This is a genomic window from Halomonas sp. DP1Y21-3 (assembly GCF_019801245.1).
GTDB lineage: Bacteria > Pseudomonadota > Gammaproteobacteria > Pseudomonadales > Halomonadaceae > Halomonas > Halomonas litopenaei.
Genome location: NZ_JAHVJM010000009.1, coordinates 1 through 19,677 on the forward strand (window position 1 = coordinate 1; position 19,677 = coordinate 19,677).

Below are 19,677 nucleotides of genomic sequence, written 5' to 3' on the forward strand. Positions count from 1 at the left end.
CCACCCGCACACCGAAGGTCTCCGGCACGCTATCGTCCAGACCCGTTTTGTCCTTGTCGTCCTGACTCGCGCTGCTTGTCAGGGTGTACGACCAGCTGCCGTCGGTGTTCACCGTCAGGGTGCCGTAATCACCGCTGACCGTGGTGCCATCGGCGGTGATCGGGACCCAGTCGCCGTCCTTGTCCTTCACCTCGTAGCGCACCAGGTCATCGTTGCCGGTGCTACTCTTGAACTGGCCGTCGGTGGTCTCGCTGTTGCTGGCGGCGTTACTGCCCGGGGACTGACCTGCACCGCCATCAAGCCCTGCTTCCTTCACGCTGTAGGCGCCATCGGCGGTCGCCGGATCGCCGTCCGGGCCACTCGGGTCGATGGTCGGTGTGGAGTCCGCCGCCACCGTCACGGTCAGGGTCGAGGACGCGGTATCACCGTCGCCATCGGTGAGGGTGTAGTCGATGACCGCCTTACCTTCGAAGCCCGCCGCCGGGGTGAAGGTGACATTGCCATCGCTGGTAAAGCTCACGCTGCCCTGGCTCGGATTGCGCAGAGTGGCGGTGGTCAGGGAGGCACCATCGGCACCCTGGGTGTCGCTGGTGCCGTCGTCATTATTCAGCACGTTGTAGCTGACCGGGGTGTCTTCGCCGGTGCTGGTAGTGTCGGCCACCGCACTCGGGCCATCGTCACCGATGGCGATAGTGAGGTCGGCCGGGGCGGAGGTATCGCCATCGCTGTCCACCACCCGCACACCGAAGGTCTCGGCCAGGCTATCGTCCAGACCCGTTTTGTCCTTGTCGTCCTGACTCGCGCTGCTTGTCAGGGTGTACGACCAGTTGCCGTCGGTGTTCACCGTCAGGCTGCCGTAATCGCCGGTGACCGTGGTGCCATCGGTATTGATCGGGACCCAGTCGCCGTCGCTGTTCTTCACCTCGTAGCGCACCAGGTCATCGTTGCCGGTGCTGCTCTTGAACTGGCCGTCGGTGGTCTCGCTGTTGCTGGCGGCGTTACTGCCCGGGGACTGACCTGCACCGCCATCCAGTCCTGCTTCCTGCACGCTGTAGGCGCCATCGGCGGTCGTCGGATCGCCGTCCGGGCCGCTCGGGTCGATGGTCGGTGTGGAGTCGGCCGCCACCGTCACGGTCAGCGTCGAGGACGCGGTATCACCGTCGCCATCGGTGAGGGTGTAGTCGATCACCGCCTTACCTTCGAAGCCCGCCGCCGGGGTGAAGGTGACATTGCCATCGCTGGTAAAGCTCACGCTGCCCTGGCTCGGATTGCGCAGAGTGGCGGTGGTCAGGGAGGCACCATCGGCACCCTGGGTGTCGCTGGTGCCGTCGTCATTATTCAGCACGTTGTAGGTGACCGGGGTGTCTTCGCCGGTACTGGTGGTGTCGGCCACGGCCTCGGGCTCGGTATCGAGGATGTTGATGTCCAGACTGTCGGAACGGCTTTCACCGGCGGTGTCTGTGACTACTACCTCGAAGCGATCGACAACACTGTCATCGCCGGCGCTGTGATCCGCGCCTTGCGAGTTCTCGGTATAGCGATAATCAACGGCACCATTGTCAAAGCCGATGATCTCAAGCTTGCCCTGGTCGGTTTCTATTACCACCGGATTGTCGGCGGTAGCCTTTGTAATATCCGACCCGGCGATGGTCGCAGTGCCGATCCCGGCGCTGGCTGTCAGCAGCATCTTGCCGGAGACCGTCTCGCCACTGCCCTCCACTACGCTGTTGTCGCCGGCCGTAACGTCACCATCGCTGTCCTGAATCACCACATCGGGATCGCCATCCGTGCTGCCGTCGATCAGCACGGTCAAGGTCGCAGTGCTGATATCACCATCGGCGTCCTTGACGGTGTAGCTGAAGGTCTCTAACAGATGCTCACCATCATCAAGGGCCTGCACCGCCGCATTCACCGTATTGACGGAGTAGCTCCAGGTGCCATCACCGTGATCGGTGAAGGTGCCATATTTTGCTGAAGTGTCGTCGAAACCTTCGAAACTCAGTCCATCGGCCCTGGCGAGATCATTATCCAGCAGGTCACCGGAAACCGGCGCACTGCTGTCTTCTCCGACCCGGGCAGCGTCATCTTCAGCCACCGGCACCGTATCGAGGATGTTGATGTCCAGGCTGTCGCTGGCTTGCGCCCCCCGGTTGTCCGTCACCACCACCTCGAAGCGATCAAACACGCTGTCGTCGCCAGCAGAGTGGTCGGCTGGCTGGCCGTCTTCGGTATAGACGTAGTCGATCGTCCCGGTATCAGGATCGAAGCCGGTGATCGCAAGGGTACCGTGCTGTCCATCGATCAGAACCGGCGATGCGGCCGAAGCGCCCGATACATCGACGCCCGAGACAGCAACACGCGCCACACCGGCAGGAGCCGTCACTGTCACGCTGCCGGTGACAGATTGGCCACTTCCTTCAACGACGCTGTTGTCTCCGGCCGCAACGGAGCCCTCTCCCTCTTCGACCGGCGGTAGATCGGGCTCACCTTCCGCCAGGAAAACTTCTTCGTCGTCGGCGACGGGAGTTCCACCGCTCTCTACCGGCTCCAGCGACTCCACTGCTCCCGCCCCACCAAAGGAGTAGCTCTGGGGATCAACAGACTCGGAGATGCGCAACAGGCGCACGAAATCGAAGCCCTCTTCCGCGCCACCGCCACTTTCCCCCAGGCCAGGCGCCTCTATCGCCTCGAGCAGATCGGGCACCTCCGACTCAAGCAGCCGCAACAGCTCCGTGACCTGCTCCTGATCCAACACCTCAACCGAGGAAGCGTCGCCCTGCCCCATCTCCTCGGGCAACGAAACCTGCTGCGCATCGACCAGAGTGACACCGGGCCTGCCGTCCGCAAACTGCAGCGTCACGAGGGTGCCGTCCGCCGTAATGACGATATCGCCGACCTCCAGACGATCCCCTTCTTCCAGAGCGATGACGTCGCCATTCGGCCGTTTGACCCAGGCGTTTCCTTGCAATGAGCTGACAATAGCGATGGTAACAGGCACGGGGACCTCGAGTTTTTCGTAACGGGGCGTAAGACAATGGCTAGTAAACTGGTACGAAGAATACTACTTACGTTACACGTCGTTACACACTGTACCAATGGCCAATAGTCGCTACGATCAAGTAATGCACCTTCCGAGATACTGCTTTCTTCCTAGTCACCATAGAAAGCCATGCTTTTTGCTGCCACTTTTGTACGTTTTCTCGTCTGTTTCATGCTGATTTCGGAACAGCGTGGTGCGAAATTGGCCCTTGCCAGGAGCGCTGGCGGCGAGAACAGACAGACTGGGGACGCCTGGAGCTGACGGCTCGAGGCGCCTGGGAGAAACAAACAGAAACGCCCGACTGGCAAAGCCAGTCGGGCGTCGTCCTGTCGCTGAGACGTCAGTGAATGGGTAGCTAGCGCATCAAGCGTCGGTGGTCTGCGATACCCGACGATCAAGCAGGCTTCGCCAGCGCATCAACACCGGCGCATCGCTCAGGCTGACCTGGGACAGCAGGCGGCGAAACTCGCTTCGAACCGCATCGTCGTCGGGATCGACACACGTCAGCCAGACTTCCAGGGCCCCGAGCAATTGATGAAGGTTGCCGTCCCGCTCCGCCTGGGTGCGCGCCTGCTCGGCGAGGGTCCGTACCGCTTCGGCGTCGCGACCCAGGCGGTGGCGTACCAGCGCCAACTGGGTGGCAAGCTCCGGGACAAACAACGTCGTGCGCTCTCGGGCCATCAGCAGACACTGATCCAGATAGTCTTCGGCCTGCTCCAGCTCCCCCATGGCAAGACAGGCGTCCACGTACCACAGGTTCGGACGCTGACTCGGGTCCCGGCCGGTCACTTCCGCCAGTTCCTCGTGGGCCGCCTGAAGCTGCTGCAGGCCTTCACGACTCCCCGCCAACGCCTGCTGCCATCCCAGTACCGCACGGGAGGCGACCTGCCATAGGTGCAGATCGGAGCTGCCGGTGAGCTCATACGCTCGCTGGGCCCGATTGGCCGCCTCGTGGACATGCCCAAGCTGGCGGTACAACGCAGAGGCGTACATCAGCGCCATCGCCAGACTGCCGGGATGATGGATCTCTTCCGCCAGGCGGATGGCCGATTCCACATGGCGTTCCGCCCGCTGGTAGTCGCCACGCAGACACAGCGCCCATCCCTGGAAGCAGGCAGCCGCCACCTGCGGGTGGTCAGAGAACGGCAACCACTCGATCATCATCGGCTTGTTCAGCGGATCCAGCTCTTCCAGATGGTCATAGGCCTGGCGAATTCTGCCAGCCCAGTACTCACAGCTTGCCCCGGCGTAGTCGGCCAGGCGCTGGTAGCGCGGGTCCTCAAGGCGCAAGGCGAGATCGTTCAGCCGCGAGGCCAGCAGAAAGGCGTCGGCGTGGGCGTTGCGCTGACTGCAGCCAACCCATAGTCCCCACTTGACCAGGAACGCCTGCTCGAGATCGTCCTCATCCTCGAGGTCGGTGGTACACTCAGCCAGCAGCTCGCGTGCCTTGACGAAGCTCTCGTGGGCGGTAGGCGAACCATGCCCCTCCAGAGCGAAAGCGGCCTGACCACGCACCGTCAGCAGGCTGATTTCACGCTCAGCCTGAGGCTCGACCTGGCGCAGACTGGCGAGGCCGGCGTCGGCCATCTTCAGCGCCGTGCGATTGGCACTGACCTTGAGCGCCTCCCGGGCGGCAAGCTCGAAGTAGCGCGCGCCTCGAGCGTAGTGACCGCTGCGCCGCAGGTGCATGGCGAAGTCACCGGGATGACGACTGATCCACACCGGGAAACGTTCTTCGATCAACTGAACCACGCGGCGATGCATGTCGACCCGCACGTCACGCGGACAGGAAAGATAGGCTGCCTCATGCAGAAGCTGGTGGGTGAACTGAAATTCTCGCGCGCCCACATCACCATCGGACGGCTCGATGATCTCGAGTCGACGCATTTCTTCCAGCGCCCGGCTCAGCCGTTCCGGCTCCCAACCACTGCACTCGGCCAGAAAGTCGAAGCGGAAGTGGCGACCCAGCACCGCCGCGATGTGCGCCACTTCGCGATCGCCATCCAGTTGATCGATGCGACTGGTCAACAGGCCAAGCAGGCCGTGGGGCAGTTCGTCGAGCTGGACGCTACGCCCTTCCCGCCGGTCCATGTCGAGACGACGACAGATCTCCTGCAGGTAGAGCGGGACGCCATCGCAGCGCTCGATGATCTGGCCTCGCAGGCGCGGCGACAGATGCAGCCGATAGCGCCGAGCCAGCTGGGTCAACAGCCGCGATGACTGCATGGCATCGAGCCTGCCAAGCGCAATCTGCTGATCCCAGTGCAGTCGGGTGGGCAAGGATTCACGACCATGATGGCTGGCGATCAACAACAGCGGACAGTTGATCGGCAGCCGCGCTTGGAGGCCGGCCAGCACCTTGAACGATGGCTCGTCGACCCACTGCAGGTCGTCGATCATCAGTACCAGCGGACGTTCCTGTGACAGCTCATGAATCAGCCCATGCAGAAGCGCCACCACCGCTTCCACCGCCTCGCTGCTCTGCGCCAGCAGCGAGACTTCGTGAGGTTCGCGAATACCCATGGCCTCTTCGAGCCAACGAATATCGTCGTCATCCAGCTCGCTTAGCCCCAGGCGCTCGACCAACGCGGCCAGGCCCTCGCTGTCGATCTCGCCCCCCAGATGCCAGCGCACCAGGTGGCGCGCCACACCATAGGATTCCTGCACCGACATGCGGGTGTTGGGCTGCCAGCAGATGGTGGCGTCGCGACTCTGCTCAAGGTGACGAAACCCCACCAGCAGTGCCGACTTGCCAAGCCCCGATGGCCCCTTCACCAGCACGCTCTGACGCAGACCGATACCGGCCCGCGCCAGGGCGTCGCGCAGCATGCGCAAAGCGTTCTCGCGCCCCACCAGGCTTGGTGGCGTCGCGTCACGGCCGCCCTCATTGGTGCCCAGCACCAGGGCACGCAGGCGGACTCGGCCGTCGCTTGCCACCAACCGGGAAAACAACCTCGGTTGCAGGTCCAGCGCCGGCGGCATGTGCTGGCTGGCCTCCTGAGAAATGACGAGTTCGCTGCCCTCGGCGGCGCTCATCAGGTCGAGTGCCCGCTGGGTCACCTGACCCAGCGGATCCACCAGGTGGCGCGACGGCAGATAGACCACCTGGCCGCTGTTCAGGCCCGCCGCCAGGGTCATGCGGGGCAGGCTCCCTTCACCGGTCCAGTGTCGCTGCGACTCTTCCGCCAACAGACGTCGACAGTGTTCGTACAGGGCCACCAGTTCGGCCAGCTGATGCGCCGGCCCATGGGTACCGAAACAGGCAAGCCCCAGCCCGCCCGTGGCACCGGGCAACCAGAAGCCACCCAGATGGTGGCACTGCTTCTCAAGCCAGCGCATCAGTTCAATCTGCAATGCCAGACAGGCCCGTGTCTCGGCCCGGCTGCCCATGTCGCCGTCCAGTGTCAGGCGAATCGCCATGACCGACAGCTGCCGGTGCTCGACCTCCTCTTCGCCGAGCGGCGGACTGTCCATCGCCAGGGTCCGCGAGAAGGCGCCCTTGGGCGACAAGGACGGGTTTTCGGGCTGCCCGTCGGACCAATAGCAAGCCAACTGCAGGAAACTGGGGTCTGGCTGTTGCCCGGACAGCGCCAGCAACTGCAGGAAGGCGTTGTACTGCTCATGCGCCGCCGCCATCTGGCCTTGCTCGGCCAGTTGGCGCACCAGCTTTTCATGAAAGGGGGCGTAGCCGGAAAATCGGCTGACCAGCTCCTGCAACAGCGCATCGGGGATGCTGCCTTCCTGATCGAGCACGTCTTCAGCGAAGCGAATGACTCGCTGGCGCCACTCGTTGCGCACCTGAATCAGCCAACGCTGGAAGTCGGGACAGGCCGGCAGCTGCAGTTCCTCCACCAGGTCGCCTCGATACAACCCCAGCAATTCTTCCAGGGTGTCGATGTCACGACTACCCTCCAGCAGCCGCTGCAGGTCATGAACATCGAACCCCCATTGCGCCGGCAGTTGAAAGGCGATGGTCTGGCGCGACACCGTCAACACCTTGTCGGCCTCATCCCCCAGCGACTGGCGCAGACAGTGAAGGGCATGTCTCAGGTTGGTGCGACCGGAGGACAACCCCTGGTCGGGCCACAGCAATTCTGCCAGGGTCGCGCGGTTGACCGGCTGCTGATGCAGCAGCAGGTAGATCAGCAGCGCCTTGACCTTGTCGTAGCTGAATTGAACGAGGACATCGTCTCCCAGGTTGAGGGAAAAGTGCCCAAAGAGTGCCAGGTGGTCCTGGTCCGTTATCTGGGAAGCATCGTGTTGGGCGTCCCGCATGATGGTGTCCCTGCGTGGCGGTGCTATCGGCCTCAGGCCGGCACACCGCTGTGAAATCGAAAGGCGACGTCCGGGGTCGTCACAAGTTGCTCTTCGCGGGCCTTGAAGACCGCAATGCGCGCTTCTATCGGCGCGTCTGAAAGCTGGCTCGCCAGTGTGATGTAGTCCTCGAAGTGGCGTCCTTCCGACTTAACCAGACCTCGGTAGAACTTGGCAAGTTCGTCGTCGAGATGTGGAATAAGTCGCGCAAAGCGTTCACAACTGCGCGCCTCGATCAAGGCACCGACGATCAGCACATCCACCAGACGCTCCGGCTCATCGCGCCTGACCAGTTCCCTCAGTCCTTCAGCATAGCGCGATGCGCTGAGATGGCGGTACTCAATCCCCCTGGCGCGCATGATTTTCACGACCTGCTCGAAGTGCAGAAGTTCTTCACGGGCCAATTGCGACATCTTGGTCAGCAGGTCGACGTGATCCACGTAGCGATACATCAGACTCATGGCCGTGGACGCCGCTTTCTTCTCGCACTGGGCGTGATCGATCAACAACAGGGTTTCATTCTCCAGCGCCCACTCGACCCATGCATTCGGCGTCGCACACGGCAGGAAATCGAGAAGCTCCTCAGGCAGCGAGGTGTCATGGTCGGGGCTGATGGTGACATTCATGAAAGCGGTTTCCATTGCTGGGCCCCATCGGGCCCGGACTCGAGATGAAGTGTCCGACGTTCTTCGGCGGCCTGCTGAAGGGCCTGGCTGATGGCGGCGTACAACTGCTGAGGCTGGCCAGGAACGCCTGGGCGCAGCACGATACCGTAGGCTGCCAGGTCGCCGATACGATCACGCCCCACCCGCAGCAGCTCTATCACCCGTGACGCCGCCGGCTGGGACGAACGAAAACGCACGCGATGACGTCGCATCTGGCGCTCCAGCAGGTCTTCGTCGATCACCTCGACGAAATTCGCGGCCACCTCGATACGCAGGGCGTCCAGTTCCCCGATCCGCCTCTCGCGCTCATCGCCATCCAGCGAGAACCAGCGCAGAATTTCCTGATCATGGCGCTGACAGCCGCGGCAGACGTTATCGCCCACCGTGGTCGAACACAGCCCGACGCAGGGCGACACCACAACTTGGGTCATCGTCGGACACCTCATCGTGCTAAAAATTGAATCGGCACATGGTAACGCCTGCCTCGAGCGGACACACCCCTACCCCAGTCGAATAGGCACGAACCGGCCTCGGCGACCAAAGTTCAAAGCCCGTCATGACGGGCTCTCTTAACATTGTCGACAGTTTATTCTAGAATCCCGGCCACCGTTGACAGCGTGTCCCTCACGTTCGAGCGAGACGCGTTCGAGCGTGACCACCACAAACCAATGAGGGCCCCCACGTGCTTGAAGCCTATCGCCAACATGTCGAAGAGCGTGCCCAGGAAGGCATTCCCCCCAAGCCGCTGAACGCCGAACAGGTCGCCGAACTGGTCGAACTGCTCAAGGCGCCGCCCGCCGGAGAAGAAGAGACTGTCCTCGATCTGCTGACCAACCGCGTTCCGCCCGGGGTGGACGAGGCCGCCTACGTCAAGGCCGGTTTCCTGACCGCCCTGGCCAAGGGCGAAGCCGAATCTCCGCTCATCGACAAGGTGCATGCCGTCAAGCTGCTGGGCACCATGCAGGGTGGTTACAACATCGCGACCCTGGTCGAACTGCTCGATGATGCCGAGCTTGCCAAGGAAGCCGGCGAGCAGCTCAAGCACACCCTGCTGATGTTCGACGCCTTCCACGACGTCGCCGACCGCGCCAAGGCCGGCAACGAGGTGGCCAAGGACGTGATGCAGTCCTGGGCCGACGCCGAATGGTTCCTGTCCAAGCCGGCACTGGCCGACAAGATCACCCTGACCGTGTTCAAGGTGCCCGGCGAGACCAACACCGACGACCTCTCCCCGGCCCCCGACGCCTGGTCACGTCCGGATATTCCGCTGCATGCCAACGCCATGCTCAAGAACGAGCGTGACGGCATCGAGCCCGAAGTCCCCGGTACCAAGGGCCCCATGGCGCAAATCGAAGCGGTCAAGGCCAAGGGCTTCCCGGTGGCCTACGTCGGCGATGTGGTGGGTACCGGTTCCTCGCGCAAGTCCGCCACCAACTCGGTGCTGTGGTTCTTCGGCGACGACATCCCCAACGTGCCCAACAAGCGCGCCGGTGGCTTCTGCTTCGGCGGCAAGATCGCCCCGATCTTCTTCAACACCATGGAAGACGCCGGCGCCCTGCCGGTCGAGATGGATGTGTCGAAGATGGAAATGGGCGACGTCATCGACGTCTACCCTTATGAAGGCAAGGTCTGCCGTCACGACACCGACGAAGTGATCTCCACCTTCGAGCTGAAGACTCAGGTCATCCTCGACGAGGTCCGCGCAGGCGGCCGTATCCCGCTGATCATCGGTCGCGGTCTCACCGACAACGCCCGCAAGGCGCTGGGTCTGGAGCAGTCCGACGTCTTCCGTCTGCCCGAGCAGCCCAAGGACACCGGCAAGGGCTTCACCCTGGCCCAGAAGATGGTCGGCAAGGCCTGCGGCCTGGAAGGCGTGCGTCCCGGCATGTACTGCGAGCCGAAGATGACCACCGTCGGCTCTCAGGACACCACCGGTCCGATGACCCGTGACGAGCTCAAGGATCTGGCCTGCCTGGGCTTCCAGGCGGATCTGGTCATGCAGTCGTTCTGCCACACCAGTGCCTACCCGAAGCCGGTGGACGTGGAAACCCACCACACCCTGCCGGACTTCATCATGAACCGTGGCGGCGTATCGCTGCGCCCGGGCGACGGCATCATCCACTCCTGGCTGAACCGCATGCTGCTGCCGGACACCGTCGGCACCGGCGGTGACTCCCACACGCGTTTCCCGATGGGCATCTCCTTCCCGGCGGGCTCTGGCCTGGTGGCCTTCGCCGCTGCCACCGGTGTGATGCCGCTGGACATGCCGGAGTCCATCCTGGTGCGCTTCAAGGGCAAGCGTCAGCCTGGTGTCACCCTGCGTGACCTGGTCCATGCCATTCCCTACTACGCCATCCAGAAGGGGCTTCTGACCGTCGAGAAGTCCGGCAAGAAGAACGCCTTCTCTGGTCGCGTGCTGGAGATCGAGGGCCTCGAGGATCTTACCGTCGAGCAGGCCTTCGAGCTGTCCGATGCCAGTGCCGAGCGCTCCGCGGCAGGCTGCACCATCACCCTGTCCGAAGACTCTGTCTCCGAGTACCTGAAGTCGAACATCACCCTGCTCAAGTGGATGATCGCCAATGGCTACGGTGACAAGCGCACCATCGAGCGTCGCATCCTGGCCATGGAAGAGTGGCTGGCCGACCCGAGCCTGATGCGCGCCGACGCCGACGCCGAGTATGCCGAGGTCATCGAGATCGACCTGGAGCAGCTCAAGGAGCCGGTGCTGTGTGCCCCCAACGACCCGGACGACGCCCGTCTGCTGTCCGAGGTGGCAGGTCAGAGCATCGACGAGGTGTTCATCGGTTCGTGCATGACCAACATCGGCCACTTCCGCGCCGCCGGCAAGCTGCTCGAGAAGCAGCCCGCCGGCAGCCTGAAGACCAAGCTGTGGCTCGCCCCGCCGACCAAGATGGACCAGCACCAGCTGACCGAGGAAGGCTACTACGGCATCTACGGCCGCGCCGGCGCACGCATGGAAATGCCGGGTTGCTCGCTGTGCATGGGTAACCAGGCCCGCGTCGCCGCCAAGAGCACGGTGGTATCCACCTCCACCCGCAACTTCCCCAACCGTCTGGGTGATGGCGCCGACGTCTTCCTGGCCTCCGCCGAACTGGCCGCCGTGGCCGCCGTGGAAGGTCGCCTGCCGAGCGTCGATGAGTACCGTCGCTACATGGGCGAGTTCGACGCCATGGCCGGCGAGATCTATCGCTACATGAACTTCCACGAGATCGAGGAGTACCAGAAGGCCGCCTCGAACGTGATTCCGGTGGCCCAGGAAGCCTGAATCATCTGACGGTCAACGGCTCGAGCCTGTCGCCAGACCGACTCGAGCCTTGAATCACAAGGAAGCGCCCCGGGGAGCGAGTTGCGTTCAACTCCCCGGGGCGCTTTTTCATGCCTTATCAGCAAAGGCCGTGTCACTGGGTGGGCGGCTGACCGCCCACCCCACCTTCCCTGGCCTGCTTTACTCGCCTGCTTTACTCGACCCTCAACTGACCATCGTCGAGCAGGTTCTGCATGAAGGCGTCACCGTCTGCGCCCATCTGCACGCCCTGAAGCACAACGACCTGATCGGCGTTGGCACCTCCAGCCGCCAGGTTGCCTTCGCTGCTGATGGACAACAGGGTATCGTCCCCGTCCTGACTGGCCTGAAGGTAGTCCGCCAGATTGTCCTCGTCGGCGCCCTGAAGAAGATCGGTAAGATCGAGCCGGTCGGCCTCGGCCTCAACGCCATACTCACCGACGGTGAAGTCGGCCACGGTATCCTGCGCCGGTGCCGTTGTGCTGCCCGCGTCACCAAACTCCCAGGCGAAGACATCGGCCCCGGCACCACCGACCAACAGATCATCATCGGCACCGCCGACCAGCAGGTCGCCGCCGCCGCCACCGATCAGGGTGTCATCACCGGCACCGCCGGACAGGCTGTCGTTGCCACCGTCAGACCGATCCGCGATAGCCAGGGTCTCGACGTTGTCCCTGACGTAGTCGATGATCTGCTGATCCGTCGGCTCCGCCCCACCATTCACGCCCCACCTCAGGAACTCGACAAGGCCGAGATAACCCAAGCCATCGTGTTCTCCCGCCTGGAAACTCTCGCCACTGTCGCCATCCACCCAGGACAGTCCATCGCTGTTGACGGTATCGCCGAACAGGACATCGTCTCCCTCGTTGCCTGCCAGGACATCATCGCCCAGCGCGGCCAACTCGGCCTGGCTGCCTCCGCCAAACAGGGCCGCTTCCAGTTCTTCGGCGGTATTGACCACCTCCACCTGCCCGGTCTCGAGAATGTCTCCATCGTCGAGCAGGCGCTGCTCCAGTCGGATCTGATCGATATCGAGACTGTCGTTGGTGCGGTTGCCGCTGTCGACCAGGAACCGGAGACGATACTCCCCCGTCTCGAGAAAGCCGGTATCGACCGTCGTCCAGTTCGGGGCGTAGGTCAGTGAACTGCTGGCGTACTCCTGCCATTGGCCACCTTCCCGCACCTCGACCACATAACCCATCGAATCGTTCGACTGACTGAACACACTGGTGCTGTAGCGAAACAGCAGCGAGGTGTACAGCTGGTCATCGGGATCGTCATCGACGAAGAAAGAGGTACTGACCACTTCCGCCGCCTGGTCGTCATTGGCGTTGTCCCTGATCCGCAACTTGCCCCCGAACTGGGCCGCCACCGTGTTGGCGTCGGAGACCTTGGTCCAGGTCTCTACCCTCAGCGCGTCCGTCGAACCGCGCGTGAAATTGGCAAGCCTGACACCATCGACCACGGTGCCCTGGTAAGACAGCGCCCCGGTGCCCGACACATCCGTATTGTCGAAAAACTCGAGAACATCTTCCCTGGTCGCGTCACCGATGCCGACCGCTCGCACGCTACTGAGCGCGGCCAGCTCGGTATAGGCGTCGGCGGCCTCCTTGATGGCGGTGGCGTCGATCGCTGTGGCGCTCACCGTGCGTCCGGCATCATCCGTGTAGTGTGTGGGCCCACCATCGGTCAGGATGAAGCTCAGGTCCTCGAAATCGGCGAATTGGGGATCGGCGTCCTGCGCCGCCAGCCACCCAGATGCAGTGCGAATGCCGGCTTCCAGATTGGTGCCGCCCTCCGCCCTGAAACCGTCGATGAAGCTCACCACATTGGCGATATCGTCAGCGCTGCTGAGGTCGATGACGATATGATCGACGGCATTGGTGGCGAAATCGACGATCTGCAGATTGATCTGGCCGTCATGGGCCACCAGGTCGGTCAACAGGTTCTTGAGCGCCGCCTGAACCAGCTCGAGTCGACTCAGGCCTGGCGTCCCCGACGGCACCACCATGCTGCCGGTGGTATCGACAATCAGCGAAATGTTGTAGTTGGTGGCCGGCGTCAGCACCGCCTCCAGGCCACCTCGATCACCGATCAGCACGTCGCCACCGGCCCCTGTCGCTTCGTTATCGTCGTCGTTGTCCCCCACCACCAGTTCGTCCGCAGGACCTTCGACGCTGACCGTCGCTTCGGCCTCGGCGCTATCCCCATCGTTGTCGGTCAGGGTGTAATCGATCACCGCCTGCCCGCCAAAGGTCGGGTTGGGGACGAAGGTCAGCGATCCGTCGGTGTTCACGCTTACCGTACCGACGCTGTCTCCTCCACGCACCGCAGCCGCCGTCACGCTTGCCCCATCAGCACCCGCTTGATCATTGTCGAGCACCTCGATGACCACCGGCGCGCCGCCGCTCGCGCTTGCCGCGTCGTCCGCCGCCAGCGGCGAATCGTCGTCGACCACGACATTCAAGCTGCCCTGGGCTTCGTCGCCGTCACTATCGCTGACGACGTAGTTCAGGGTCAGATCAATGTCATCCTCGGAGCCAGGGTCGCTGTGGTCCAGCGGACCGGCCAGGGTGACCTGATAGGCACCCGTGAGCAGATTGGTCAGTACCGCCGTCAAGACGACACTGCCGCCTGCGCTGCCCACCAGCTGGCGACCATCGCCGCTGACCGAGAACATGACCGGCATGCCCCCGGAGGTCAGCCCACTCGGACTCGGGGCCAACCAGCGGAAGTCGCCGGCGCCATCCGTGCCGGCATCGTAGCCAAGTACTCCGGCCACCTGAGTCGCTTCACCCGCGACATCGTCGATACCCCCCGCGATACCTCCCGCCAGGCCATCCTCATCGACCACTGCCACGGGCACGTCATCACCACTCGGCGTCGTCGGGGTACCGTCGGCGTCCACGATGATCGTCCACTCGGCAAAGCGAGGGTCGCCATCGCCGTCGGTCAGGGTGTAACGCACGGTGGCCACACCACTCTGGCCGGGGTCGGGGGTAAAGGTCAGGGTGCCATCCTGGTTGAGCACTACCGAGCCGGTAACCTCGCTGTCTCCCACCACATTGGCGGCTGTCACGCGGCCACCATCGGCGCCGACGGCATCATTGGCCAGCACGTCCAGGGTCACCGCAGCACCATTGTCGGATACCGAGCTGTCATCCTCGGTCTCTGCGGTGTCGTCATCGATGAGCAGCTCGAGCTGCCCCTGAGCGGTGTCACCGTCGGCGTCGGTGACCGTGTAGGACAGACCAAGGAAGATATTGTCCTCGCTGAACGGCCGCAGATGATCGATGGGCCGATGCAGAACGGCGCGAGCCACGTCCGAGCCGTCTTCCAGACTCACCGTAATGACACTCTCGCCGGCCTCGTTGCGGCCGATCAGGCCGCGCCCCCCATCGACCACCTCAAAGCTCACCTCGCTACCCTGGGAGGTGAGGCCATCGAGATCACTGCGAGGATTGTCGTCGGTAGGGCTCTGGGGGCCTGCGGTCAGCGCGATGTCCGCACTCCAGGCGAAGCCGCCTCCCGCCGCCGGTCCATCGGCACCAAAGTCAATCTGGAGGTCCCTCACGGCGCTGATCGGCTCACCGACCACGTCGCCATTGCCGCCGGCATTACCCCCTGGCAATCCATCCTCATCGAGCACGATGCGATGCACATCACTGGTCACCGGCTTGCCATCGGTGTCCTCGACCTTGACGGTCCAGTGGCCGACCATCGGGTCTCCGTCGCAGTCCAGCACCTTGTACTTGATGCGGGCGGTGCCGCTGAAATCATCAGCGGGGGTGAAGGTCAGCGTCTGGTCGTCATTGATCACCACCTGCCCCTGGCCCGATACCACTTCGGCACTGACCAGGTGCCCCAGATCTGCGCCCGGGCTGTCATTGGCCAGCACATCCGCGTTCACCGACTCGCCGGACCCGGCGCTGGAATAGTCGTCGACGACCACTGGGGTGTCGTCGTCGACGGTGACCGCCAGATAGCCCTTGGCCTCGCTGCCATCGGCATCCTTCACCACGTAGCCGAAAGACAGATCGATGTCGTCCTCGGTGCCGGTGGCGAAGTGATCCAGCGGGCGCAGCAGGGACACCGTTACCAGATCCGAGTCATCTGCGCGCACCACCGTGAACACGGCTTCGCCGCTCACCTCGTCACGGCCGGTCAGGCTGAGGCCGTCGGCCGACACCTCGTAGACGACGGCGCTGCCCTGGCTCTGCAGATTGGTCGGCAGGCCGTCCGTGGTCCAGTAGAAGGCCCCGCTGGCGGCAGGTCCATCGGCACCAAAGTCATAGCCAAGCCGCGCGCTGGCGCTGGTGGCCTCACCGGCCACGTCCTCAGGGCCTCCGGGGTTGCCCCCAGCCAGGCCGTCCTCGTCGACCACCACCGAGGGAGACCGGGTGTAGGGGTCATCATCGCTCGTTGGCGTCGTGGGGACATTGGCGTCGGTGATCTCTACCGTGACCTTCGCCCGTCCGCGGTCCCCATCGTTATCGATGGGCCTGAGGGTGAACTCGAGCTCCGGATGGGTGGTCTGGTCGAGCCCGTCCCTGGCCTCGAACTCCCAGCTACCGTCGGAGTTCACGATCAGGGTGCCCACCGACAACTCGATGGGTGTGTCCAGACGGTAGAAGCCGATCTCCTCCGACACGTAGACGCGCATTTCACGCAGACCATCGGCGCCAGCATTGACCGACCAGGTACCGCGCGCCACCTCCCCTTCGGCCACCGAACTCGGTGCCGTGGCGGTGGCATCGGGCACGTCATCCTTGACGAAAATCCGCAGATTGTCGGTCTGCACCCCTTGGCTTCCGCCGTTCACTTCCACCTTGAACGGATCGTTGATGCCCTCGTCGCCGCGCCCCTGGGAACGGTGATCGTCAGAGTTGTCGGTCAACTGGTAGTCCCAGCGATAGTTGCCCTGGGCGTCCACCGCCACCGTCAGGGTGCCAAAGTCACCGCTGAGGCTGCCGCCACCGGTCAGGTCGACACCGTTGACGACAAAGCCCTCGATCTGTCCTCCGGGCGGCCGCTCATAGACGCCCCCTACCGAGGTCGCAACGGATCCCGCCCGGGTGCCGTCATCCAGCCCCGCCTCATCCACCCTGAAATCACTGCTCTGGTTCGCCATGACGCCATCCCCTGTGTCGATGCCAAGAAGGAAAGACGCCGGGTCCGCGGCGTGCACGATCAACGCACGACTGGAGCTTGGCCGAGTGACGCCTTTCACCTGGCCAAAGATATGCGGACGGCTGGCATTGCGACGGCCGAACTTGGTCATCGCCGATGGCTTATGCGGAAATCGGCAATGGCCTCAAGATCCCCTTATCCGCAACGGATCTTTGGATTCGAGGGGCGAGCCTGGCCACACCGCTATCGCGCTGGCGTCTCCGGCTTCCCCCGTGGCTTGCAGCGCTGCATAGTACCGGCCTTGCACGACCGACCCTCGGCCCGGCCCGCTATCGATTCGCCAGCACCACGAAAGATCAGCGCCGGTCTGATGCCGGAATCATGAGAGCAACTCACCAACAGCGAACGGAGGCCAACGACATGCACTCGCACTCGGGTGCCAGGCAAATCATCGTACCTTCAGTGGAAAAAGATCAGGCGGATTGCCAGGGCGTTTCGCCAAGGCATCGATCACATCTCTGGGCTGAACGTGGACAAGCCGGTGAAACGACGCCACTTTTCAACGACCGATTTGACGACTCGCGCACAATTTATCAGAGATCACCGAAATCCATTCCCACGCTCGACCTCCTCAGCCCGTCATCCCCCGGGGGCTGGATAACATCGACACCTGTGGCATCATGCCAGGACTAGCCACGGAGACGCTCCAATGACCCAGATTGTCACGCCCGATATCTGCGACGCCTACCCAGAGGTGGCGGTGTGCGACCCGATCTTCGTCAACTACGGGGGCCAGGAGGCCTTCTTCGGCCCGGTGAAAACGGTCAAGTGCTTCGAAGACAACTCGCTGGTCAAGCAGGCGGTCGCCGAACCAGGAGACGGCGCAGTGCTGGTGGTGGACGCAGGCGGGTCAACCCGCTGCGCCATGCTCGGCGACATGCTCGCGGAACAGGCGGCCGGCAATGGCTGGGCCGGGGTGATCATGTATGGCTGCGTGCGCGACGTGGACATCCTGGCGGAGACCGATCTGGGCATCCAGGCCCTCGGCGCCCACCCACGCAAGAGCGAGAAGCGCGGCGAAGGCCAGCGTGATGTTCCCGTCGCCTTCGCCGGTGTCGACTTCGCACCGGGCCAATGGGTCTACGCCGACAACAACGGCATTCTGGTCGCCGAGTCCCGCCTCGAACTCGATTGACGGGCCATCGCTCTTCCTTGGTCCACCGACCGTCGGGGGTCCTGTGACCCCCACCACTGACGCCATCGCCCACTCGGTGGGTCCTCGGCGCGCAGCGCCCCCTGCTCCTGCTACCCACGTCCAACGGCACACTTTAGACTCATGACGCTTGCCAGGGATGTCTACACCAGCCTGCATGACCACCTGCGTCCTCTGCTGGCCTACCATCTACTGTTCACGCTGTTCGCCTCGGCTGCATTGCTGCCGGCCATGGGCTGGCTGCTGGCCGGCTGGCTATCGCGGGTTGGCCGCCCCCTGGTCACCACGGTGGATGCGGTCGAACTGCTGCTGTCGCCGCTCGGCTTCAGCTGGATCCTCGCCTTTGCCGTCATCCTGCTGACGCTGCTTTACCTGCAGCAGGCCGGGATGATGCTGGTGGCGGTGGAGCGCCAGGGCTCCCACGCGCGCCAGGCCTTGATCGCCCTGTGGCAGAGCCTGCATCGTCTTCCCAGGCTGTTGGGCCTCGCCAGCCTGCAGGTGTCGATTCACCTGCTGGCCCTGACCCTCGTCGCCGCCTGTGCCAGCCTGGTCCACGATTCCCTGCTCGGTCACCTGGATCCCTACTATGTGCGGCGGGTGCGCCCACCGGCCTTCTGGCTCTACGCCTCGACCCTGCTTCCGCTGGTCGGACTCTGGGCCGCGCTGGCGGCGCGACTCTACATCCGATGGTGGCTGGCGCTGCCCTGCGTGGTACTGGAGGGTCTCTCGCCTGTCGCAGCGATGCGCCGAAGCTACCAGTTGACCCGGCACCGCCAGGGGGGACTTGCTCGGGTCATCTTTTCGATGCTGGCGGTACTGCTGGTGCTGCCATCGGCGGTGTCGATCGCCTTCAGCGCCTGGGTCGCCCCCCTCTTGTCGACACTGCCCGAGATCGGCGCGGTGGTGATCACGACCATGCTGCTGGTGGTCACCGCCGCAACCCTGCTGACGCTCAGTGTCGCCTTCGCGGTGATCGTGCTCAACGCCCTGCTGGCGACCTGCCTGTACCTGCGCCGCGCCCATCGACTGCCGCGCCCCGCCCCCCCACCGGCTGACGCCCACCCGGGGCGGCTGGCCTGGGCGGTGGAGGTCGGCATCCTGGTATTCGCCGTCTCCCAGGCGTGGCTGATGGTGGAGCGACAGGAGCTCAATGACGAGGTCGAGGTGATCGCCCACCGAGGTAGTTCGGAAGTAGCGCCGGAGAACAGCCTGTCGGCTATCCGTCAGGCCCTGGAAGACGGCGCCGATCAGATCGAGATCGATGTGCGCCTGAGTGCCGACGGCAGCGTGGTGCTGAGCCACGATGCCACGCTACAGCGTCTTGCGGGAGACCCGCGGCGGGTCACCGACCTGAACTGGCAGGAGTTGGCAACGCTGGATGTCGGATCAGGCTTCGGTCATGCCTTCGCCGGCGAACGCCTGGCCAGGCTCGACCAGGCTTTGGCTGCGGTGCGTGGCCGCGCCGACCTGATCATCGAGCTCAAGCCGAGCCGTGGCCAGGAACAAGCGCTGATCGAGGCGGTCGTGGCAGAGCTCGACGCCGAACGCCGCTGGCGCCTGCACTGCCGAGACCAGGCAGAAGACCGCCTGGCGCGCATGATCTGTGGCGATCCCAGACTATTCGAGACCACTTGGCTTGCGTCCTTGTCGTACCGTCAGATCCATCTGATCGACGCCCAGGAACCTCGCGCCAGGACACTGCTGCTGGCAGAGTGGGCCCTGCCCGGCAGCCTGCCGCAGCGTCGCTTCGACGGGCTCGGCCTGCGCAACAGCCAGATCGACGATGATCAACTGCGACGCGCCCACCTCAACCAGACGCCGCTCTACGCCTGGACGGTCAACGATCCTGGCCGCATGGCCAGACTTATCGACATGGGCGTGGACGGCATCATCACCGACCGCCCCGAAAGACTCAGCGCGCTGCTGCGCGAACGACGCAGGATGAGCGACGCCGAGCTACTGCTGACCAAGCTGCGCCACTGGCTGGCCGACGACTGAACGAAGAACCCCC

The 19,677-nt window shown here is 63.8% G+C and carries 8 protein-coding genes; 3 read left to right on the plus strand and 5 right to left on the minus strand.

Annotation, left to right across the window (positions count from 1 at the left end; translation table 11 throughout):
- From KUV74_RS20280 to KUV74_RS20295, 4 genes are all read right to left on the minus strand, one after another.
- The coding region (locus KUV74_RS20280; protein ID WP_222517221.1) for a retention module-containing protein at nt 1-2,998 on the minus strand (2,998 nt) is incomplete at its 3' end.
- 405 nt (nt 2,999-3,403) lie between these two features.
- Complete coding sequence (locus KUV74_RS20285; protein WP_222517222.1) at nt 3,404-7,315, minus strand: AAA family ATPase; 3,912 nt, start codon at nt 7,313-7,315, stop codon at nt 3,404-3,406.
- Nucleotides 7,316-7,347: 32 nt separating this feature from the next.
- Nucleotides 7,348-7,980, minus strand: coding sequence for a tRNA-(ms[2]io[6]A)-hydroxylase (locus KUV74_RS20290; protein ID WP_222517223.1), 633 nt, complete (start codon nt 7,978-7,980; stop codon nt 7,348-7,350).
- Nucleotides 7,977-8,450 (minus strand): DUF1289 domain-containing protein, encoded by a 474-nt coding sequence (locus tag KUV74_RS20295; RefSeq protein ID WP_222517224.1) that lies wholly within the window; start codon nt 8,448-8,450, stop codon nt 7,977-7,979. The genes KUV74_RS20290 and KUV74_RS20295 overlap by 4 nt, the downstream gene beginning before the upstream one ends.
- A 251-nt stretch (nt 8,451-8,701) precedes the next feature.
- Here KUV74_RS20295 and acnB point away from each other — a divergent pair, with 251 nt between their 5' ends.
- The gene (gene acnB, locus KUV74_RS20300) at nt 8,702-11,305 is read left to right on the plus strand and encodes a bifunctional aconitate hydratase 2/2-methylisocitrate dehydratase (RefSeq protein ID WP_108133813.1); all 2,604 of its coding nucleotides are present in this window, start codon (nt 8,702-8,704) and stop codon (nt 11,303-11,305) included.
- A 193-nt stretch (nt 11,306-11,498) separates the two neighbouring features.
- Here the strand turns inward: acnB and KUV74_RS20305 are convergent, their stop codons facing one another.
- Nucleotides 11,499-16,454, minus strand: a complete 4,956-nt coding sequence (locus tag KUV74_RS20305) for an Ig-like domain-containing protein (protein ID WP_222517225.1) — start codon at nt 16,452-16,454, stop codon at nt 11,499-11,501.
- A gap of 708 nt (nt 16,455-17,162) precedes the next feature.
- Between KUV74_RS20305 and rraA the strand changes: the two genes are divergently transcribed.
- Together rraA and KUV74_RS20315 are read left to right on the plus strand one after the other, a co-directional pair.
- Nucleotides 17,163-17,648 (plus strand): ribonuclease E activity regulator RraA, encoded by a 486-nt coding sequence (rraA, locus tag KUV74_RS20310; protein ID WP_045994927.1) that lies wholly within the window; start codon nt 17,163-17,165, stop codon nt 17,646-17,648.
- A gap of 141 nt (nt 17,649-17,789) precedes the next feature.
- The gene (locus KUV74_RS20315) at nt 17,790-19,664 is read left to right on the plus strand and encodes a glycerophosphodiester phosphodiesterase family protein (protein WP_222517226.1); all 1,875 of its coding nucleotides are present in this window, start codon (nt 17,790-17,792) and stop codon (nt 19,662-19,664) included.
- Nucleotides 19,665-19,677: the final 13 nt, after the last annotated feature.